This is a genomic window from Rhodococcus sp. WB1, assembly GCF_001700945.1.
In the GTDB taxonomy this organism is placed as follows: domain Bacteria; phylum Actinomycetota; class Actinomycetes; order Mycobacteriales; family Mycobacteriaceae; genus Rhodococcus; species Rhodococcus aetherivorans.
The window spans coordinates 3,399,844-3,422,235 of the sequence record NZ_CP015529.1; the positions used below are offsets into that span (position 1 = coordinate 3,399,844).

Sequence of the window (22,392 nt, forward strand, 5' to 3'; positions counted from 1 at the left end):
TATCCACCGTATGACCACCGCCGGCTCGAGCGAAGAGCTCAACGTCGCACCCGGCTCGATCGTCGTGGTTCGCGACGAAGGATGGCTCGTCACCTCCGCGGAACAAGGCTCCGTCGGTTGCCTCATCGAGGCGCGTGGCTTCACCGAAACGGCGAAGGACACCACGGCGGCGTTCTACTGGGACGCGTTGGTGGCCGACAAGTCGCACCATCGGCCTGATCGGGAGGGTCTGCGCCGCCGCAACCCATTCTTCCTGCGCGACCGCGCGATCACCAGGCCGCTGAGCGTGCCTGGCGAAATACCGCGGCATCACCGCCGTCGGGCCGTCAGGTTAACGTGGCCTACTCCTCTTGCGATAAGAACTATGTTCGACTCAGGGTCTTCTCTGGGGCCGGACCGAAGTCCGACACCGGTTCACGTGGAAGCTTGAGGATTGCGGTGCCGAGGTACAAGTTCAAGTGGTCGAATCTACCGCCATCGCTTCTCCATGACCTCTGCTGTGAACTCCTGGACGTATTCGACCCGGATGTAAGCGCGGCCGACGCGCTGCGAACCGTCTATGGCGCCCGCCCCACGGTCGAGTTCGTTCACGAGACGTGGCCCACGCTCAGAGAATCATGGCTCGAGACCAACAAGGAGTCCCGTCACCGGATCATCGAAGCGCTGCAAGAGGCGCGTCACGAAAAGGGCCTTGTTAAGGGCACCAAGGCTCAGATGGCGTACCTCAGAGATCTGAAGAACGCGAAAACGCTCCGGGAAATCGTGCTGGCGGAACTGATCGCCACGGGCGAAGTGAACCGGCCTGACGAGCATGACTCTGCCGCGACGATTGACAAGCCCCCAACTGAAGCATCTGCCAGACCGCGCGAGAAGATCGACACGTCTCGATATCGACCCGAGCAACACGACACCAGGGACGGTGCCGGCACCGTTTCCCCTAACGGGCCGCGGCTCGTCGAACACACCAGAAAGTGGGGAGCCGACGTGACCACCACGTTGAATTCCGCCGAGCCGTCCGTACTGGAACCATCAGCGGAGCTCAACGTTGCGCCCGGCTCGATAGTCGTGGTCCGTGACGAGGAATGGCTGGTCACTCAGGCCGAGCAGGGCTCCGACGGGTGGCTGGTCCGCGTCCGCGGCCTTTCCGAACTGGTGGCCGACACCACTGCGGCGTTCTACTCGAGTCTGGACGACATCCGGGTCCTCGACCCCGCGCAAGCCCACGTCGTCGCCGACGGTTCCGCCGGCTACCGCAACAGTCGGTTGTGGCTCGAGGCGCTGCTCCGCAAGACCCCCGTTCCTTACGGTGACCAATCGCTGACTGTGTCGACGCAGATGCTTGCCGATTCGCTCGCGTACCAGCGCACGGCGGTGGCAAAAGCCCTCGATCCCCAGCACATCCGCCCGCGCATCCTCATCGCGGACGCCGTGGGCCTCGGTAAGACTCTCGAGATCGGGATGATTCTGTCGGAGCTGGTGCGACGCGGGCGCGGCGAGCGAATTCTCGTCGTCACCCCGAAGCACGTGCTCGAACAGATGCAGCACGAGCTGTGGTGCCGGTTCGCGTTGCCCTTCGTGCGGCTGGACTCGGCGGGTATCCAGAAGGTTCGGCAGAAGCTGCCGGCAACCCGGAACCCGTTCACGTATTTCAAGCGGGCGATCATCTCGATCGACACGCTCAAGAGTCCCCGCTACAAGGCGCACCTCGAGCGTCAGCACTGGGACGCGGTGGTGATCGACGAGTCGCACAACCTCACCAACGTCGGCACCCAGAACAACGAGCTGGCCCGGGTACTGGCCCCGAATACCGAGGCTTTGATCCTCGCCTCGGCGACCCCCCACAACGGCAAGGAGGAGTCGTTCGCGGAACTGCTGCGGCTGCTGGACCCAACCGCAGTGGCCCCGGACGGCACGTTCACCAAGCAGGACGTGGAAACACTGTTGATCCGCCGGCACCGGCACCATCCGGAGGTCGCCGCCGAGGTGGGCAGCGACTGGGCCGAGCGCGCCGAGCCGGTACATCGCCTGGTCCGACCCTCCGCCGCCGAAGATGCGGTCGCCGCGGAACTCTCGCACACCTGGCTGCACCCGCAGTCCGGTAGCTCCCCCTACTCCGGTGATACCAAGGGCCTGTTCCCGTGGACACTGGCGAAGGCGTTCCTGTCCTCCCCCGCCGCACTCGCCGAGTCCATCAAGCAGCGCCGCGGCAAGCTCTCCGAACACGACCGCGACCAGCGCATCGAGTTGAAGGCCCTGGCCACCCTCGACCAACTGAACGTCAAGGCCATCAACGAGCCGGCCGGCAAGTTCGCCGCCCTCGTCGACCGCCTCCAGGAAATCGGTGTCGGGCCGAAGTCCGACACGCGGGCGGTGGTGTTCGCCGAACGCGTCGCCACCCTCCGCTGGCTCACCGAGCACCTGCCAAGGATGCTGAAGCTCCAACCCGAGAACATCGCGATGCTGCACGGCGGCCTCGCCGACGTCGAGCAGCAGGAGATCGTCGACAGCTTCAAGCTGGAAACCTCACCGATTCGGGTGTTGGTGACCGGCGACGTGGCGTCGGAGGGTGTGAACCTGCACGCGCAATGCCACCACCTGATCCACTACGACATCCCGTGGAGCCTGATCCGCATCGAGCAGCGCAACGGCCGCATCGACCGGTACGGGCAGAAGCACCCTCCGGTGACCTCGTCACTGATCCTCGAACCGTCGGATCCGGACTTCTCCGGCGACCTACGGGTGCTCTCCCGCCTGTTGGAGCGGGAGAATCAGGCGCATTCGACCCTCGGTGACGTCGCGTCACTCATGGGCAAACACAGTGTGAGCGAAGAGGAATCGGCGATCCGCAGCGTCCTCGCGCGGAAGTCCAGCCTCGACGAGGAGATCCGCAGCGTCGAAGAGGTCGCCGAGGGCGACGACCTGGATGCGTTCTTCGCGCAGTTCGACACGGCCGACGACGGCAAGGCTCAGCTCCCGGAATCGCCCCGGCAGAGCCTCTACCCGGACGACATCACCTTCCTCGACGAAGCCCTCCACGCCGCGTTCCACGACGTGCCCGGCAGCAAGCCTGAACGCGGGGGCGTCGGCTGGAAAGTCAACAAGGCCCATTCCATCGCGGAACTGATCCCCCCGAACGATCTGTGTCAGCGCCTCGGGCAGCTGCCGCAGAACTATCTGCAGCACGGCCGCGTCCTCGAACGTCTCAAGCTGGCAACCTCCCCCGCCGTCGGCGATGCCCAGCTGCGGATCGCTCGGGAGGGCAAGGGCATCAACGACACCACCTGGCCCGAGGCGCATTTCCTCGGCCCGCTGCATCCGGTGCTGGACTGGGCCAGCGACCGGGCACTGAGCGCGCTCGGCCGCAACCAGATCTTCGTGATCCGCGGCGACGTGGACGATCCGACGGTGCTGCTGATGGGCACCCTGATGAACAAGCGCGGCCAGCTCATCTCACGGGTGTTTTCCACCGCGGAGTTCCCCAACCCGACCAACCCCGACTTCTGCATGGTCGAGACCCGCGAGGACCTGAGCCTTCTCACCGAGGACACCGGTCTCCGGCCGGGCTCGGCGAACCCCGGGCCGGTCGCCGACGCCGCCCGCTACCGGGACCTGATCCCCACTGCGGTCACGCATGCGCAGAAGGCGATGTACATGGTGCTCTCCGAGCATGAGACCGCGGCCGAACAGCGCCTGAAGACCTGGATGAGGCGGGCTAATCGGTGGCACAGCGAGGCCGAAAACCTCGAGCTGGTCGGTGTGCAGAAGTCGAAAGTGCGCAAGTTCGCCCGCCGTATTCATGAGGAGCAGCGGCTTGCCGAGCTGCTCGCACCCACCCAGCAGCTGGTCCGTCCTCTACTGGTGATCGTGCCCACCGAGACCCCCACCGCAGGCACCACCGGAAAGGTCCAGTAGTCGTGGCTTCCTTCGATTCCATCGTCATCGGCGAGGACTGGATCAGCGAGCACTACTTCACCACCGATTCGGTGAAGGAATCATTCCAGAGCAAGGTGCTCGAGCTCCGCAAATTCTGGGACGCCGAGGCCAAGGAGGACCGCACCACGGTCCGGCAGGACTTCCTCGCCGCCTGCCGGGACCTGCAAACCCAGCTGGCCGCCCTGTCCGAGAACCCGGACGGCGCGGCCGCCGCGCACACCCTTGCTCGACGCGCCCTCGGATTCCCCGACGAACTGACCACGTTCCACGGTGAGCGTGCGGGCGCGGAGCTGGACGTCCCCGCGTCCGCGCTCCCCGGCGTCAACGGGGTGCTGTTCCTGCAGGCACATCCGGTGGGCTCCGTCGACGAGCTGCTCGATCCCGACACCGGCCGGCTCATCGAACCCGCAACTGAGGAGAACAAGCAGATCGCGGCGGCGTCGAAGGTCGTCTCGGCCGCGTTCCGCACCGAACTACCCCCGGCGTTCGTCGTCGTTCAGGCCGGGCAGTGGCTGCTGCTCGCCGAGGCCGAGCGTTGGGCGGAGGGCCGCTACCTGGCGGTGGACCTGCTGGTGGTCACCGAACGACGGCACGATGTCCGCGGCGGCGAGATCGACCGTGTAGTCGCGATGTTCGGTCGCCAAGCCCTCACTCCGGACGCCGACGGCAACATCTGGTGGACGGGCGTGCTCGAGGATTCGGTCAAGCACACCGTCGGAGTGTCGAAGGACCTGCGCGAGGGCATCCGCCTGTCCATCGAGATCATCGCCAACGAGGTGGTGCGCCGCCGCGCGGCACGCGGGTTGACGCTCGACGGTATCGACGGACAAGAGCTGGCGAAGCATTCACTGCGATTCCTGTATCGCATCCTGTTCCTGCTGTATGCGGAAGCGTCCCCGGAGATGCGGGTACTGCCCGCCGGCGCCCCCGAATACGGCGAGGGCTACGGCCTGGACCGGCTGCGGGAGCTGACCCTGACCGAACTGGTGTCGCCGCAGGCGAAGAACGGCACCCACCTCTACGAGTCGCTGGCGACGCTGTTCCGGCTCGTCGACCGCGGCCACACCCCGCACGCCCCGGAGGACGTCGCCGACGATCCGGCACCGGGCCTCGAATTCAACCCGCTGCGCGCGGACCTGTTCTCGCCCGAGGCCACCGCACTGATCGACGAGGTGGGACTCGGCAACGAGGCCACCCAGAAGGTGCTCGAACATCTGGTGCTGTCGAAGGAATCGAAGGGACGTAAGGGGGCCGACCGCGGCTTCATCAGCTACGCGGAGCTGGGCATCAACCAGCTCGGTGCGGTGTACGAAGGGCTGATGTCGTACACCGGGTTCTTCGCCGACGAAGACTTGTACGAGGTCGCGAAGAACGGCGACCCGGAGAAGGGCTCGTGGGTGGTACCGGCGGACCGTGCCGATCACCTGTCCGAGTCGGACTTCGTGAAGGCCGTCGACGAGGCGACCGGCGAGCTGAAGCCGGTGATCCACTACAAGGGCACGTTCGTGTTCCGTCTCGCCGGCCGCGAGCGCCAGCAGTCCGCCTCCTACTACACCCCCGAAGTGCTCACCCGATTTGTCGTGTCGCAGGCTCTCGCCGAACTGCTCGATCAGAACGGCACTCGCACCACACCGGACGAGATCCTGCAGCTCACGATCTGCGAACCCGCCCTCGGGTCGGGCGCGTTCGCGATCGAGGCCGTGCGCCAGCTCGCTGCCGAATACCTCAAGCGCAAGCAGGAGGAGCTGGGCAAGCTGATCGACGCCGACCAGTATCCCATCGAGTTGCAGAAGGTGAAGGCACACATTGCGTTACACCAGGTCTACGGCGTGGATCTCAACGCCACCGCCGTGGAGCTGGCCGAAATCTCGCTGTGGCTCGACACGATGGTCGCCGGCCTGCAGGCACCGTGGTTCGGTCTGCACTTGCGTCGCGGAAATTCCTTGATCGGCGCTCGGCGCGCGGTGTATTCGACGAGCCAGCTGACTAAGAAGGCCTGGCTGACCACCTCGCCCAAGGATGTGCCACTGGGCGACGAAGTCGGTGCCGGCATTCACCACTTCCTGCTCCCGTCACAAGGCTGGGGTGCGGTGGTCGACACCGCCGAGGCCAAGACGTACGCGCCAGACAAGCGCGAGGAAGTGCGGTTGTGGCGCAACGGAATCCGGTCGAATCCGAACCCGGCAATCAAGAAACGTCTCGCCGCACTGGCGCAGCGGGTGGAAATACTGTGGGGATTCACGCTGCGTCGACTCACGATCGCCGAGTCGGAAGCTCGCCGCACCATCCACATCTTCGGCACCGACGAACCCAAGCACACACCGGCAATCACACGCGAGCAAATCGAGAAGGTACTGCACGACGAAAACGGCGCCTACCGACGACTGCGCCGGGCGATGGACGCGTGGTGCGCACTGTGGTCGTGGCCACTGACCACCGACATCGAGCCGCCGGACTGGGATCAGTGGCTCGGCGGGCTCGAGGCGATCCTGGGTGTCCCGCCGAGGGCAGGCAAGTTCGAGAAATACGGACAGACCAGCCTCGCCGGCGATCTGAACTGGAGTGAACTCGACGTCGCCGAGGACACCGACCGCACCTTCTCGCAATCCCTCCCGATCGACAAGGCCCTCGACGGATTCCCTTGGCTGACAGTCGCCCAGGCGATCGTCAAAACGCACGGTTCCCTGCACTGGGAACTGGACTTCGCACCCGTGTTCGCGCGCGGGGGCTTCGACCTTCAGATCGGCAACCCGCCGTGGGTGCGGCCCGACTGGGACGAATCCGGGGTGCTCGCGGAATTCGACCCATGGTGGCAGCTAACCGACAAGCCCGCTGAATCGGTCAAGCGCCGGAAGCGCGAGGAGACGCTTGCCCGGTCGGGTGCGTTAGGGGCTTTCCTGGACGAGCGTGCCCGGCAGGCGGGGATGAAGGAAAACCTTGGATCCGCTGTCGATCGACCGGTACTGGCGGGCCTGCAACCCGATCTGTATCGCTGTTTCATGGAGCACACGTGGAGGTCGATGGCGCCGGACGGGGTCGTGGGTCTTGTCCACCCGGAAAGCCACTTCACCGAACTGCGTGCAAATAATCTCCGCCGCGAGACGTATCGCCGACTGCGACGGCATTGGCACTTTCGAAATCAACTCAAGCTGTTTTCCGAGATCAGCAACACTCGAGAGTACGGATTACACACATACGGCCGCGCGAAGAAATCACCGGATTTCATTCAAGCCTCCAACATCTTCCATCCCGAGACTGTTATCCGATCGCTACATCACGATGGATCTGGACTCGCTCCTGGAATAAAGGACTACGAGGGAAATTGGGACCGCACTGCCCATCGTGACCGCATTGTGCGTGTTACCGGGCCAGTTATTCAGAATTGGGCTGCACTCGTCGACGAACCCGGAACCCCGCCCGGTGAGGCTCGAATGCTCTATCCGGTGAACCGAGCCAGCGCCAAGGTCCTCGACAGGATCGCAGTCGCACCCCGCCTCGGAGACGTCGGCTTCGAATGGACACGCGGATGGGAAGAGGATCGCGACCGCAAGCTGGGGTTCTTCGAATCCGCTTCCACCGTCCCTGAGCGGTGGGAGGACGTCATTCTGCAAGGCCCCCACCTGACTGTCGCCACGTCATTGTCGAAACAACCAAACCCGACGATGACGAGCCAAAGAGATTACACGCCAGTGGACTTCGACGCTATCAATGAGGACTTCATCCCTCGCACCAATTACCAGATCGCCAAACCATACGACGAGTACATCGCCGCCTACCCGAAATGGCACGGCGAACCCAGCTCAACGTACTTCCGCCTCGCATGGCGCCGTATGGCGGATACCGCGACTGTCCGGACGCTCCACTCCGCAATCGTCCCGCCCGGACCCTGTTTCGTCGGTACCGTCCTATCGGCCGAGCTCCCAACTGCCGCCGACCTGGCGGTAGCGAATGGCATCTGGGCGTCCTTGCCTGCGGATTTCTTCATCAAGGCAGCTGGAGTCTCGGAACTAAAGCACGGTGTCATCCGCCGCCTCCCCCACGTCCGCAACCATCCACTCGAACCCCAGCTCCTTCTACGCACCCTCCGCCTGAACTGCCTCGTCCGCCCCTATGCGCCGCTGTGGTCGGAGTTGTATAGCGTGGAATGGCAGCACGATTCGTGGGTACCGCACATCGGCGTGGACCTTAGCCGTGCCCGCTTGGGTGGTGTCGGGCCGGACTGGGAGCGGACAACTCCTCTACGCCGGGCTGCGGATCGCCGTCAGGCGCTGGTGGAGATCGATGCCATCGTCGCAATCATGCTCGGCGTCACCGCGGAGGAGCTAACAACCATCTACCGCACCCAGTTCCCGGTTCTGCAGCAATACGAACGCGCGGCACTCTACGACTCCACCGGCCGCCAACTTCCCGGGAAGCTGGCGTCCGAGTACCGCAAGAAGGGATCTTTGAAGCCAGCGGATCTCACCGTCGACGGTGTCACCTACGTCGAACCGTTCGTCGGCGTCGATCGTGAGCGCGATATGGAGTTGGCGCACAAGCACTTCTCCGGCCTGGTCGACTGATCATGCCTGGTTCCGTGAACGCACAGCAGGAGAAGCGCGTGCAGGTGCAATCTGTAAGGCTTAAGGATGGCGCTGTCACCCGCGACCTCGCCAACGCCGTGTTGGCTCTCGATCTAATGCCGCGCGAAGTCCGTTGGACCAGCCTGAGCCTGTGCATCCTCGACGCGGTGTGGAGCATCGGTGCTCGCTATCACGCGGTCGTCGTGCCACTGGTCCGGTCGTTCGCAACCGAGTTCGGTGTCGCATCACCGACCGTCAGGGCGGACAGCCCGCTGGGACCCGACCCACTGCCCCTCCCGACACTCGCAGGCCTGGACGTCGAGTCGCTGGTCGACAAGACCAACCGGCAACGCACCTCGACGCGCGGCGGAATCCTCAAGGCCGAAGCCGTGCTCCGCCATGTCGCGGTGTTCGTCGAGCACGGCGTCACTACTCTGGCCGACGCGATCGAGTTGCTCTCGGACAGCGCTCGCCTTGCCGATGTGGATTCCGCGGTGCGCCGGATTCCGGGGGAAGGCGGCAGTGGAATCCGGCGTGGCTACTTGTGGATGCTCGTCGGGAACGACGATCTGATCAAGCCGGACCGTATGGTGCTCCGTTGGCTGGGCCACCACGGCGTTGACGTCGGCCCCGAGGGCGCACGCGAGATCATCGCCTCGCTGGCCGAGTCCCTTACCGCGACAACCGGAAAACTGGTCACACCATGGGAAATCGACCATGCCATGTGGACCGCCGGGCGGTTGTTGCTGCCGACACGAAAACGGAGTCCCTGAGATCGAACTGGGCAGGGGTGCGGCGTCGATGCCGACGTCGAGCCACGTGTAGCCGGTTGCAAGTCATGGTCATTGTCGTTCGTTGTCGAGGAGTCGCAAGTCATGGGAGCCCTGTTACCCACTCTGCAGGCGGAACACCTGCGCGAGGGTCTCACCGATTATCTCGCGACGACGTTCGCGCTCACAGATTCCGACGCGCAGGGCGCGTTGACGGACTTCATCGGCGGTCCCGACACGGGCATGTTCAAGGGCCCGTATGTGCGGTTGCGTTTGCCGTTCGCGCCGGCCGGTGGGAATTGGGGACTGCACCTGGACTGGTGGCCCACCGAGCCCCGCAGGTTCAATCCCTACGGTCACCAGGCCCGCGCGTTCGAGCGGTTGTCCACCAAGTTTCAGGAGCGGCCGCAGCCGACGATGGTCACGACCGGCACCGGGTCCGGTAAGACCGAGGCGTTCCTCATCCCGATCCTCGACCATGTGTTGCGGGCGAAGAAGGCCGGCGTCACCGGGACCAAAGCACTGATCCTGTACCCGATGAATGCGCTGGCCAATGATCAGGCCGAGCGGCTCGCCGCCCTCATTACCGACCATTCCGAGCTCAGTGGTGTTACCGCCGGGCTTTACACCGGCGAGCAGTCCTCCGGGGGGCGTACGCGGGTGTCCGAGCACGGTCTGATCACCGACCGCACCCTGATGCGGGATGCGCCGCCGGACATCCTGCTCACCAACTACAAGATGCTCGACCAGTTGCTGCTGCGTCCCGCCGATGCACCGCTGTGGCGCCTGTCGGCGGAGTCGTTGCAGTACATCGTCCTCGACGAGTTCCACACCTACGACGGTGCGCAGGGCACCGACGTGGCGATGCTGCTGCGCCGGCTCGGGCTGACGCTCAAGAGCCACTGGACCGACACCTCGAAGGTCACCGATACCGATCGCGCCCGGCCCCTGGGCAAGCTCACGCCCGTCGCGACCTCCGCGACCCTGGGTTCGAAGACCGATCCGACTGCGATGCTCGGCTTCGCGCAGACGGTGTTCGGGGAGGAGTTCGATGAGGACGCGGTGATCGGGGAAACCCGCATCACGACCGAGCAGTGGCTCTCGGACCGTCGCACCGATCTCGACCGGCTCTACCGACCGATCGATCCGGTAGTCGTCGATGCCGTCGACCGCATCTCGAAGGCCGCCGGGGCGAACACCCCGGGCCGCGACACCCACGTGGTCATTGCCCGCGCCGTGTTCGCGGAACTGTACGAACGCGCCGACGAGATCGATGCCGATCGCACCCTCACCGGCGCCGACCTGAAGGTGATGAGCGGCCCCGACGAGGTGCTCGATCTGCTCAAGGGACACCGCCTGGTGGCGGCCGTCCTTGCGCACGCCACCGATGCGATTTCCCTCGCCGACCTTGCCACCCGGGTGTTCCCCGTACCGGCGCTCGAGCGGGATGCGCGCCGCGTCGCGACCGCGCAGCAGCGGTTCCTGGACTACCTGTTCGCGCTACTGTCCCACGTGCGGGCCGAGGTGGGCCGCGCCGCGCTGAATGTGGATGTGCACCTGTGGATCCGCGAGTTGAGCCGCATCGACCGCGTCGTGCACACCACCGCCGGCTACCGGTGGTCCGACGACGGCGACACCGAAGGCGACCATGAGCTGTATCTGCCGGCGATCTTCTGCCGGCACTGCGGCCGATCGGGGTGGGGTGCGCGGCTCGGGCCGACCGGTAGCGCCCTCGACGTCACCGACGAGGCGATCCGCGCCGATCACGCCGCCGGCGCCTCTCGCTTCCGTGCCCTGATCGCCGCGCCCACCGAGGCACAGGTCGACCGGGACGTGGAGGGGCTGCGCTGGTTCCACATCGATCATCGCGACATTCTCGATACCGCCCCGGAGCCGGACGGCGCCGACATGCTCGAGGGCCGGGTATTGCCGATCCTGACGCTCACCGGGCCCGAGGCGGACGAGAAGTCCACGAAGGATGTGTGCCCCGCCTGCGGCGTCGACGACGGGATCCGGTTTCTCGGCAGCGCCGTCGCCACCCAGTTGTCGGTGACCTTGTCGAGCCTGTTCGGGGACAAGAACCTCGACGCCGGTGAGAAGAAGGCACTGATGTTCACCGACAGCGTCCAGGACGCCGCGCACCGGGCCGGGTTCGTGCAGGCCCGTTCCCACAGCCTGAGCCTGCGCTCCACGCTGCGCGGCGCTTTGTCCGCCGGTCCGCTCGATCTGACCGAGCTCGCTCAGGCCGTGGTCACCCGCGCCGGTGACGATCCGATCCGCCGCTATCAACTGCTCGCCCCGGACATCGTGGACCGCGACGAGTTCGCCCCGTTCTGGAAGGCCGGCACGCACCACAGCTCCCGCCGGGCGGCGGAGAAGAAGGCCAAGCGCCGTCTGCAGTTCGACATCGACCTCGAGTTCGGTCTGCAATCGCGCACCGGCCGGACCCTGGAACTGACCGGCAGCGTCGTGGCCGAGGTGTATCTCGGGGTGCCCGGGCGAGCCGCCACCCTGGGAAGGTTGGCCGCCGAGAACACCGAGCACATCCAGCTCACGCTCACCGAGAGTGTCGCGGCGGGCGAGCAGCGCGCAGTGTTCGACGACCCGCGCGGCGGCCAGCTCAGTCTCGGTGACACCTCCGGCCCGCCGATCGTCGATCGCGAGGCTCTGGCCAGGTGGGTGCGCGGCACCGTCGAACGCATCCGCACCCAGGGCGGCATCCATCACGAATGGTTGCGCCGCTACCTGGAGAAGAACGCCAACCGCTACCACATCTGGACCGGCCGCCCCAAGGGGGAAGGCATGCCCGCCTTCCCCAAGGGCCGGTCCGCACCGACTTTCCCCGCCTCTGGGTCCGGAAGCCGTTCTTTGCCTGAGGGTTTCGATAGGATCACCTCGTCGTCGTCCTGGTATGCACGGTGGGCGTCGCGGTGCCTGGACGTCTCACCGTACGACGGGGCGTTCCTCGCGAAGGCGCTGTTCGCGCTGCTCACCGAGCAGCGGGTGCTCGAGACCGTCACCACCGAATCGGGCACCACTGTCTACGGATTGGCGCCCATCACCGTGCAGGTCAGCGCCCCCCGTCTCGAGGACCTCGAGAACCGCAAACACCTGCTGGTGTGCGAGGTGTGCCAGACACCCGTGCCCGGCAGCGCCACCGTCGTCACCGAGATGGACGGCGCGCCGTGCCTGCTGGTGCGCTGTCCGGGCACCCTGCACCGGGCACCGCGGAACGAGAACTTCTACCGCCACCTGTACGACTCGTCGGAGATGAAGCGCGTCGTGGCGCGCGAACACACCTCGCTGCTGCCCACCCCGATACGCCTGGAGTACGAGACGGCGTTCAAGAAGGGCGGCGCCGACCCGCAGGCCCCGAACGTGCTCGTTGCCACCCCGACGCTGGAGATGGGCATCGACATCGGTGATCTGTCCACCGTCATGCTCGGCTCCCTGCCGCGGTCGGTGTCGTCGTACCTGCAGCGGGTGGGCCGCGCCGGTCGCCTGACCGGCAACTCCCTCGTCCTGGCCTACGTGCGCGGCCGCGGTGAACATCTGCCGAAACTGTTCGATCCGCTGTCGGTGATCCAGGGCGAGGTGCGTCCACCGGCGACGTTCCTCAACGCCGAGGAGATCCTGCAACGCCAGTACGTCGCGCACCTGCTGGACCGGTTTGCGCGCGACCCGCAGAAGGTGGCGCCGAAGGATGCCCGCGCGGTGCTCGGGAGTTTCGACGAGGGCAGCTGGTTGGCCGACGTCATCGAGCACGCCGACACCCAGGCCACGGGCCTGACCTCCGGATTTCTGGATCAGTTCGGCGGACTCCTGAGCAAGGACGCCGAGGCGGCACTGCTCGCCTGGGCTACCCCGACGGAGAACGGCGAGCCCAGCGGACTCGTACACCATCTGCGGCAGAGCGTGCACCGGTGGAACCGCGACCTCACCGAGCTGACCGCCCGCAAGAGTGCCGTCGAGCAGCAGATGCCGGAACTCGAACGCCAATTCGACTCTCCGGCCGCCACCGACGACGACCGGCGGGCACTGCGCACCGCCCAGGGCTCGCGCAAACTCTTGGCAGCTCAGATTCACTCCCTCACCGACAAGTACTGGATCTCGGTGCTCGAGGCGTACGGGATCCTGCCCAACTACACCCTGCTCGACGACTCGGTGACCCTCGACGTCGGTGTGTCCTGGATCGACCCGGACAGCTCCGCCTACATGGGTGAGTCGATGAGCTACCAGCGCGGCTCGCGCATCGCACTCACCGAACTCGCCCCCGGCGCCACCTTCTACGCGCAGGGACTGGCAGTGAAGATCGACGCCGTCGACCTCGGCACCGGCGAATCGAACATCCACACCTGGCAGGTGTGCCCGCAGTGCGGATGGATCGGGATCAGCCCCGCCGGCGCGGAGCCGAAGCTCGTCTCTGCCTGTCCACGCTGCCGGAACACCGCGATTTCGGATGTCAGCCAGCGCATGCACGTGGTGGAGATGGAGCGAGTGTCCGCGGAGGTGCGCCGCGACGAGGCCACCATCAGCGACAGTCGCGACGACCGGCACCGCGAACCGTTCACCGTCGCGGTCGCCGCGGACATAAATCCGGCACATGTCGGCCGCGCCTGGTTCGTGCAGGGTAGAGAGTTCGGCGCAGAATACCTGCGCCGTCTCGACATTCGGTGGCTCAACCTCGGTAAGCGCACCTCCCAGGGCAAAAAGCGCATCATCGCCGGTGAGGAATCAGCCACCGGCCTGTTCCGGGTGTGCGCGGCGTGCGGGCAACTCGACACAGCGGCCGGCCGTAACGACCCGTACGAGCACCGCACCTGGTGCCGGCTCCGCAAGGCCGATACCGAGGACGTCCGCGAAATCGCCCTGGCCCGTAGCCTGCGCACCCAGGGCGTGCTACTACACCTGCCGCCCGCACTCGAATACGACAACTTCGCCCATCCGAGTCTGAGCGCTGCCCTCTTGCTGGGCCTGCGTCAGGTGATCGGTGGCTCCCCCGAGCACCTCGCCGTCGCCACCATCAGCGACGCCTTGCGCGCCCCGGACCGTCGCGCGCTGCTCATCCACGACACCGTGCCCGGCGGCACCGGCTATCTCGCCGAGTTCGCCGATCCGAAGAAGGTGTTTGCCGTGCTCGCCACCGCCCGAAAGGTCGTCCGCGAATGCCCGTGCCGCGAAGAGGAGCGCCTCGCCTGCCACCGTTGCCTCCTGCCGTTCACGCCGCCGCACGAGCTGGACAAGGTTTCGCGGACCACCGCCCTGAAGGTCCTCAACGACATCCTCGATGTGGGAGCGCATTCCGAACCCGACCTCGACGATTGGAATGCCCAAATCACCGAGGAGGCACCGCCGGTGCCACCCGCGAGTGACGAATCGTTCCTGGAGAAGGACTTCTACACAGCGCTCATCGGCCGGCTGCAAGGCATGGGCGCGGCCGTCGTGGAGAAACCGGGGACCTACGGACCGTCTGCGACCATCACGCTCCAAGGCAAGAAGGTTCGCCGGTGGTCACTCGTCCCGCAGGTACTGCTGGGCACGGTGAAACCGGATTTCGTGCTGCAGACCACCGACAGCTCGATCCGGCCTATTGCGATATTCGCCGACGGACGCGCTTTCCACGCCTCCCCCGGCTGCAACCGCGTGGCCGACGACGCCCATAAACGCGCGGGACTGCGAGAGTCCGGCTATCTGGTGTGGTCCTTCGGCCATGAAGATCTGCAGCGTTTCAAGAGCAACAAGGAGCAGACCCCGTCATGGTTCGATGACAGCGCAGCGAAGGTCGTCACCACGAACTTCCATGTACGGCCTGCACTGTTGAGGTTGCTCTCCAAGGATCCTGTGACGCAGCTGCTCGAGTTCATGGTCGACCCGGATATCGCGTCGTGGGAGGCGTTCAGCCGCGCATTGCCGTATTTGTTCGTCCGCAGGGACAATCGGGCTCACTCGGCCGCCGAGTCCATGCTGGAGTCCGCCCTCGCCGCCCTGAACGGCTCCCGCCCTTTCTCCGGCAGTGGCACGGACATGTGCTGGTCACTCACCGAAGGCTCGCTGACGGTAACCGCCGCCGTCACCTCACCCGCAGACCGGTCGGCCACCGCCGTCCTGGCGCTCGACGACCGCGACAACGTCCTCGACAACCTCGACGGCCGCGCGTGGAAGGAGTGGCTGCGCCTGTCGAACTGGTTGGGCATCGCGGATCGTCACCGCATCACTACAAGGTCGCTGCTCGAAGCCTCTCCCACACCGGTGTCCACCGGAGCCGTCGAGGAGCAGCCACTACCACCCGAATGGCAGTCGCTGCTCGACGAGACGGTGTCAGAAGCCGAACGCATTCTCATCAGGGCGCTCGCCTCGACCGATCCGCGCGTTCCTGTACCCCTACTCGGTTACGAGACCGACGAAGGCGAAGTGCTCGACCTCGCATGGGAAGGTCACCGCATCGGCGTGCTGCTCGACGAATCTGTAACCGAGGCAACTACGATGGCCGAGACCGGGTGGACCTTGTGTCCACCCGAGGCGGCACAGATTGTCGCAGTGCTGAAAACGAACGGGGTGTTATAAGTGGCGAATTTGGTCATCGCGTCGAACAACAAGGCGATGCGCAAGCTGGACCGGTCCGTCAAGAACAAGGTGATGGACTTCTTCGAGAAGCTCAGTGCCGACGACACCGCACCCGGATTGCATATCGAGCCGTTGAATGTCGCCGCCGATCCCCGCGTCCGCACCGGCCGGGTCGACCTGCACTATCGTGCGATCCTCTTCCGCGTCGAGGATCAATTCGGCGACCCCACGTACATCTACATGGGCACCTGGCCCCACGACGAGGCAAACAGCCTCGCCGAACGCTCCACGTTGCGAGTCAATCCCATCAACGGCGCGCTCGAAGGCATCATCGGCGAACTCGACGGCACCGCCGACCGCAAGAAACGTGTGGTCGTGCCCGACCCCACCGGCGAACTCGACCGGGCAATCGCGAAATCCACCGACACCCCGCCCTATCTCCCCAGCCTCGGTTTCACTCTCGCGGACCTCACTGACAAGCTCGGTATCGACCCGGCGATCGCGGAACTCGCAATGGAGGCCCCCAACGAGGACGCGATCCTGCATATCGCCGAGAAGGCCCTGGAGTGGGAGGGCAGCGCACTGCTCGAGCTCATCACCGGGATTAGCATCGACGAGATCCGCGCCAAACACGGATTTGCCGAGGCGCCGATCGATCCGACACTCGACGAGGACCAGCAAATCCTCGAGGCACTCGAACGTCCCGCATCGAAGATGCAGTTCGCCTACATCGAAGACGACGAGGAGTTGCGCCGCGTCATCGAAAGTGGCAACTTCGGTGCTTGGCGCACCTTTTTGCACCCCGAGCAGCGAACCTACGCAGAGAAGGATCAAAGCGGATCGTTCCGCTTGTCGGGCGGAGCCGGCACCGGCAAGACTGTCGTAGCGATACATCGGGCCCGGCACCTTGCCAAGCAGAATCCCGACGCCCGGATAATCCTCACCACCTACAACAAAACCCTCGCACTAGGTCTCGAAGCGGACTTGCGATTTCTCGACCCCAGCGTCCCTATCGCGTCCAAGCCCGGTAGCCCCGGCGTCTATGTGCGCGGCATCGACGCCCTCGCCAAAGCCGTGCTGGACCAAGCCGATGATCTCGGTCCGGCCAGTGAAGCTGTCCTGGGCGCGGCTTATCACTTCGGTCACGCTCGCACCCGCCCCGATGTGGTGTGGCGCGAGGTGATCAATGCAACCGAAAGTGGTCTCGACCCGAAACTGGCGACGCCGAACTTCCTCGAAAACGAGTATGTCGCGGTCGTTCTCGCCAACAAAGTGACCACACTCGAGCAGTACGCCAAGGTGGCGCGGCCCGGGCGCGGAGTACGACTGAGCCGGCCGCAGCGTATGGCCGTCTGGAACCTCATCGAAGGGTACCGGCGACACAGCCGAATGGACGGCACCCTCAGCTTTCCGGAGGTGCTCGCCGTGGCCGCCGAACACCTGCGCCTACGAAACGAAGCCAACCGCGGATATATCGCCGACCACGTCATCGTCGACGAAGCCCAAGACCTGCACGCCACACACTGGACGCTGCTGCGCGCACTGGTAGCCGAGGGCCCCAATGACCTGTTCATCGCGGAAGACTCTCACCAGCGGATCTACGGCCAGCCCGTCGTGCTCGGCCGGCTGGGCATCAAGATCGTCGGTCGGTCCCGGCGGTTGACGTTGAACTACCGCACTACCGCACAAAACCTGCATTTCGCTGTCGGCATCCTCTCCGGCGCCGAATACAAAGATCTCGAGCAGGGTGAGGAATCCACCACCGCGTACCGCTCTGCGCGCCTCGGCCCCAATCCACGCCTGGTCGAATGCTCCTCCCAGACAGAAGAAATCGAGACGATAGCGGCGCAGATACAACAGTGGCTCGATGACGGCATCGAGCCGGAAACCATTGCCGTGCTCACCCGCGGATTGGACGAGCGCGGCCGGTTCGTCCGCGCGCTCGGCGAACGCGGCATCGACGCCCGCGCACTCGAAGACAACCCACCCTCGCCCGGCCACGTACAAGTCCTGACCATGCACCGCGCCAAGGGAATGGAATTCTCTCGCGTCATCCTGGCCGGAGTGGACGACACCCACGTCCCGTCCCCCGCTTCACTGCGCGCCGTGCCGGAGGAGGAAAAGGACGAAGCGATGCTTCGGGAACGGTCGCTGTTGTATGTATCCGCAAGTCGCGCGCGCGACGAACTGGTGGTGACTTGGAGCGGAAAGCGGTCAGCACTACTCGCAGGGAGTTCCGAGTAGTGCACGCGACCGATCCCGGCAAGAATCCGAGCGACACGAAGTAGGTTTCACCATGATCAAATCGGTCCATGATTACCCGATCTCTCAGTTGATGAATATCGATGATGCTGTCGTCTATCGGATCCCTCGGTACCAGCGGGAATACAAATGGTGGAAGCCGCAGTGGGAAGACCTCTTTGACGACATTTTCGATGCAGATGCAAGCGGGTACTTCCTTGGATCGATTATCTGCATAAACCAAACCACCGATACCGCAGCAGCATCGGTACTGGAGGTCGTCGACGGTCAACAGCGGTTGACTACACTTTCACTGCTCCTTGCCGCTCTATATGCATCGCTCAGGTCACGACGCGACCAGCTGAACGATGAACAATTCGTCGAACTCATGAACCTCAAACACCGAATAGTGCTCAAAAAGGACAGCACCAAGACAAGGGTGATCCCACAACAGCAGAACAGCAACCAGGCTGATTACTTCGCTGTACTCGCAGACGCAGGCTTGGTCGACAAGAAGCCGAAAGTTTCCAACCTCGGAAATCGAAAGATCAAGAAGGCGTTCAAGTATTTCGAGAGCAGGATCGAGGCCCGAATCGCTGAGAGCAATCGGTCCGAGGTGGATGACCTACTCGACATGATCCAGCGAGTGTCTGAAGCAGTACTGGTCAAGATTGAAGTGGCGTCGCATTCCGACGCCTACGTCCTCTTCGAATCTCTTAACAACCGTGGCACTCCGCTGACTCCGATCGATCTCATCAAGAACAAACTGCTCGCGACGATGGAGACGCGCAGTCCGGGCAGCCTTGACGAGGCCTTCGACCAGTGGACTGAACTGATTGAAGAGCTCGGCGATGACTACCCGATCCAAGAACGGTTCTTCCGCCAGTACTACAACGCATTCAGAAAAGACCTGCTGGGCATTATAAATGTTCCGGTCGCGACGAAATCGAATCTGATCCGCGTGTACGAAGCGTTGATTCAAAATGACCCAGAAGACTTCATGACAAAGGTCGTCGATGCGGGTGAGTTGTACGCCGTCATCCTCAACAGGCGTTCGGACGACACCCCGGAAAATCTCCGAACCGCGCTGAGACAGCTCGAGCGCGCACAGGGTGCACCATCGTATCTGTTGATCCTATTCTTAATGTCGAAAAAAAGTGAATTGAGGATCAGCGAAGACGACATTGCAGGAATCGTCCGCGGACTCGTGTCCTTTTTCGTGCGCCGCAATCTCACAGGGGTCCCCCAAACCTACGAACTGCAGCGAATGTTCATGGCGATTGTCGATCAGATAGAGCCCGGCGCAGAGAATATAATTGCCCATATTGCTGGATCCTTGAAGGCAAAGTCAGCGAGCGATTCCGAGTTCCGCGAGCGCCTCGCGGGACCCATATACGAGGACAACGTTGAGGCCACAAGGTTCATCCTCGCCATGCTTGCAGAGCGCGACATGACAAAAGAGACGTTCGTTGACCTATGGGCTCGTGAGGGACAAACGTTGGCGTGGACCGTTGAACACGTCTTTCCTCAGGGGCTCAACATTCCCCAGTCATGGATCGAACTTATGGGCGGGCACCGAGACAACGCGCTTGCGGTTCAGCAGGAACTCGTCCACACAATCGGCAACCTGACAATCACTCGGTTCAACAGCAACCTCGGCAACAAGTCATTCACCGAGAAGCGCGATCGCCAAGATGCTAAGGGTCGGTACATCGGATACAAGAACGGCCTCTCCTTGAACAAGTTGTTGGCGAGTTCAGACACCTGGGACGCCGAGATGATTCGTCAGCGGACTGAATCGCTTGTCGATGAGGTATTGGACCTCTTTCCATTGGGATAGCGAGTATCCCTGGCTCTTAGAGCATGTCTCATTTGGCCAGTTTCTTGAAGCAGGTCAGCGCAGCAGCGAGTTGGAGAAAGGCAGCGAAGTGCTCACCGTGACGTTCGTAGCGCATCGTCAGCCGGCGATAGCCGCTCAGCCACGCCAGGGTGCGTTCGACCTTCCACCGGTAACGGCCGAGGCGCTCGCTGCTGTCGACGCCGCGGCGGGCGATACGCGGGACGATGCCCCGTGCCCGCAGCCACCGGCGGTGTACGGGATAGTCGTAACCCTTGTCCGCCCGCAACCGGCCGGGCCGGCGGCGACGCGGACCACGACGCGATCGCACCGCCGGAATCGCAGTGACCATCGGCTGCAGCATGACACTGTCGTGGGTGTTTGCCGAGGTCACCGCGGTGACCAGTGGGATACCATCGGCGTCGGAGAGGATGTGGATCTTCGAGCCGTTCTTGCCTCGATCGACCGGGCTGGGACCGGTCAGAGAGCCCCCCTTTTCGCCCGGACGTGCGCGGCGTCCAGGATCGCCGCGGACCAGTCCAGGTCCCCGCCGGCGCCGAGGCGGTCGAGGATTTGGCGGTGCAGCTCGTCGAACACCCCGGCCTTTGCCCAGGCCGCGAAGCGGCGGTGCGCGGTCGGGACGCTGACCCCGAACGACGGTGGCAGGTGCCGCCAGGCGCAGCCACTGGTGAGCACGTAGACGACGGCGGTGAACACCGCCCGATCATCGAGCGCCGCCCGGCCGCCGCCCTGCGGCCTCGGCGAGAACCGAGGCAGCAGCGGTTCGACGATCTCCCACAACGCATCCGGCACCAACCGAGTAGACAACGCATCGACCACGCCATGCATCATGCCGTACACAGGATCCGACCCATACAAGACACGCTCTTAGCAGTCAGCAGTGGCATCGATGCCGGCTGGGTGTGCTCCGCCGGGAGCGGCGGGTGCAGGCCACCGTACCCGGCGCCGTTGATTCTCCGGATTGCGGAACCCGAACGCGATCCTCCCGACGTGCTTGACGATCCGGTTGTAGTCCTCGCTGCGCGCGTTCGACATGCCGGTCTCGATCGCCCGACCCGAGTTGGCTCGTTTCGTTAGTCCGGAGTTGGCTCGTTTCGTTAGTGCGTGAGTTCAGGTCAGGACCTGAAAACCGGTCGAGCAGAGCCTGCATGTCGGCGTCGACCTCGGGTGGGAAGGGACTGCTGCATGATCGGGTGACAGTTTCGGTCACGCAGCCTGTGCAGCTGGTGTGGTCATGATTGTCTCGAACTCAACCGGCGTCAACCGGCCGAGCCGGAGCTGACGGCGCCGACGGTGATAGGTCCGCTCGATCCAGGTGACGATCGCGATGCGCAACTGCTCGCGTGTGGCCCAACGCTGCCGGTCGAGGACGTTGCGTTGGAGCAGCGCAAAGAACGATTCCAGCGCAGCGTTGTCGCCGGCCGCCCCGACCCGGCCCATCGATCCGACCAGGGCGTGACGACCGAGGGCTCGAACGAATTTCCGGCTACGAAATTGCGAGCCGCGGTCGGAGTGAACCACACATCCGGCGGCCGAGTCCCGTCGTGCTACTGCGGATTCGAGGGCGGCCACAGCGAGCCGGGACTTCATCCGATTGCTGATCGAGTAGCCCACGATCCGGTTCGAGTAGACGTCCTTGACCGCACACAGGTACAGCTTGCCTTCGTCGGTGCGGTGTTCGGTGATGTCGTTGAGCCACAACCGTTTCGGAGCATCGGAGGTAAAGACACGGCCGACGAGATCGTCGTGCACCGGCGGCCCGGAACGGCCTTTCTTCGAGCCGCGTTTCTTGCCGAAGGAACTCCACCACTTGTTGGTCGAGCAGATCCGCCAGGCCGTGCGGTCCGACATCGACTCGCCCGCATCGCGGGCCTCGTCGGCGAGAAACCGGTAGCCGAACTCGGGGTCTTCACGGTGGGCGTCGAACAGTGCGTTCGCCCGATACGCCTCCTCGAGCTCAGCAGCAGTCACCGGAGCGGCCAGCCACAGGTAGTACGGCTGGCGCGCAATCCCCAGGACCCGACACGTCACCGCGACGGGGATCCCGCCGGCAGCCAGCTCGCGGACGAGCGGGTACATCATTTTCCCGGAAGATTCGCCTGCGACAAGTAGGCCGCGGCCCGGCGCAGCACCTCATTCTCCTGCTCGAGTAGACGGATCCGCTTTCTCAGCTCGCGGTTCTCTTTGGATTCCTCATTCGTCGTCCCTGGCTTGATGCCCTCTTCGGCGTCGGCCTGCCTGAGCCAATTGGTCAGGCACGATTCGCTGATGCCGAAGTCTGCGGCGATCTGCCGCAGGTGCTGGCCTGGTTCGCGGTTGCGGGCCACGCGCACGACGTCGTCGCGGAACTCTTTGGGGTAGGGCTTGGGCACGGGGTCCATCCTTCCAGCAGTGCCTCACGGCACCACAGTTCAGATGTCACCTATTCCTACATCAGTCCCCTTCGACGGACAGCGGGGCGTTA

The 22,392-nt window shown here is 64.4% G+C and carries 9 protein-coding genes and 1 pseudogene; 7 read left to right on the plus strand and 3 right to left on the minus strand.

What is annotated here, in order from left to right; translation table 11 throughout:
* Positions 1 to 10 precede the first annotated feature (10 nt).
* From A4U64_RS28540 to A4U64_RS15080, 7 genes are all read left to right on the plus strand, one after another.
* Positions 11 to 430, plus strand: a complete 420-nt coding sequence (locus A4U64_RS28540; protein ID WP_198163303.1) for a hypothetical protein — start codon at positions 11 to 13, stop codon at positions 428 to 430.
* A 635-nt stretch (positions 431 to 1,065) separates the two neighbouring features.
* A complete protein-coding gene (locus A4U64_RS15055; protein WP_084648646.1) occupies positions 1,066 to 3,912 on the plus strand; it encodes a helicase-related protein in 2,847 nt (948 codons plus the stop codon).
* Positions 3,913 to 3,914: 2 nt separating this feature from the next.
* The gene (locus tag A4U64_RS15060; protein ID WP_065922760.1) at positions 3,915 to 8,495 is read left to right on the plus strand and encodes an Eco57I restriction-modification methylase domain-containing protein; all 4,581 of its coding nucleotides are present in this window, start codon (positions 3,915 to 3,917) and stop codon (positions 8,493 to 8,495) included.
* A gap of 14 nt (positions 8,496 to 8,509) precedes the next feature.
* Positions 8,510 to 9,268: a hypothetical protein gene (locus A4U64_RS15065; protein WP_232334086.1), complete on the plus strand. Its 759-nt coding sequence runs from the start codon at positions 8,510 to 8,512 to the stop codon at positions 9,266 to 9,268.
* A 102-nt stretch (positions 9,269 to 9,370) separates the two neighbouring features.
* Positions 9,371 to 15,829, plus strand: coding sequence for a DEAD/DEAH box helicase (locus tag A4U64_RS15070; protein ID WP_065922762.1), 6,459 nt, complete (start codon positions 9,371 to 9,373; stop codon positions 15,827 to 15,829).
* The gene (locus A4U64_RS15075) at positions 15,830 to 18,073 is read left to right on the plus strand and encodes a 3'-5' exonuclease (RefSeq protein ID WP_065922763.1); all 2,244 of its coding nucleotides are present in this window, start codon (positions 15,830 to 15,832) and stop codon (positions 18,071 to 18,073) included.
* Between the two features lie 52 nt (positions 18,074 to 18,125).
* Complete coding sequence (locus A4U64_RS15080; protein WP_065922764.1) at positions 18,126 to 19,910, plus strand: DUF262 domain-containing protein; 1,785 nt, start codon at positions 18,126 to 18,128, stop codon at positions 19,908 to 19,910.
* A 28-nt stretch (positions 19,911 to 19,938) separates the two neighbouring features.
* On the opposite strand, the gene A4U64_RS27775 is transcribed toward A4U64_RS15080, so the two are convergent.
* The 3 genes and pseudogenes from A4U64_RS27775 to A4U64_RS15095 form a co-directional block, all read right to left on the minus strand.
* Positions 19,939 to 20,756 (minus strand): IS5 family transposase gene (locus A4U64_RS27775; RefSeq protein WP_232334199.1). Its coding sequence is split into 2 segments (ribosomal slippage): positions 19,939 to 20,397 and positions 20,400 to 20,756, totalling 816 coding nucleotides; the frame shifts between segments, so codons are not numbered across the junction.
* A gap of 46 nt (positions 20,757 to 20,802) precedes the next feature.
* Positions 20,803 to 20,978 (minus strand): annotated as a pseudogene (locus tag A4U64_RS28250) (transposase); the annotation flags it as partial.
* A 156-nt stretch (positions 20,979 to 21,134) separates the two neighbouring features.
* Positions 21,135 to 22,300, minus strand: a protein-coding gene (locus A4U64_RS15095; protein ID WP_157127587.1) for an IS3 family transposase whose coding sequence is annotated in 2 segments (ribosomal slippage) — positions 21,135 to 22,025 and positions 22,028 to 22,300 — 1,164 coding nt in all. Because the reading frame shifts where the segments join, the coding sequence is not laid out codon by codon here.
* Between the last annotated feature and the right edge of the window lie 92 nt (positions 22,301 to 22,392).

Coding starts and splice junctions, on each gene's coding strand:
- A4U64_RS28540 (WP_198163303.1), top strand. CDS start 11: ATGACCACCGCCGGCTCGAGCGAAGAGCTCAACGTCGCACCCGGCTCG.
- A4U64_RS15080 (WP_065922764.1), top strand. CDS start 18,126: ATGATCAAATCGGTCCATGATTACCCGATCTCTCAGTTGATGAATATC.
- A4U64_RS15070 (WP_065922762.1), top strand. CDS start 9,371: ATGGGAGCCCTGTTACCCACTCTGCAGGCGGAACACCTGCGCGAGGGT.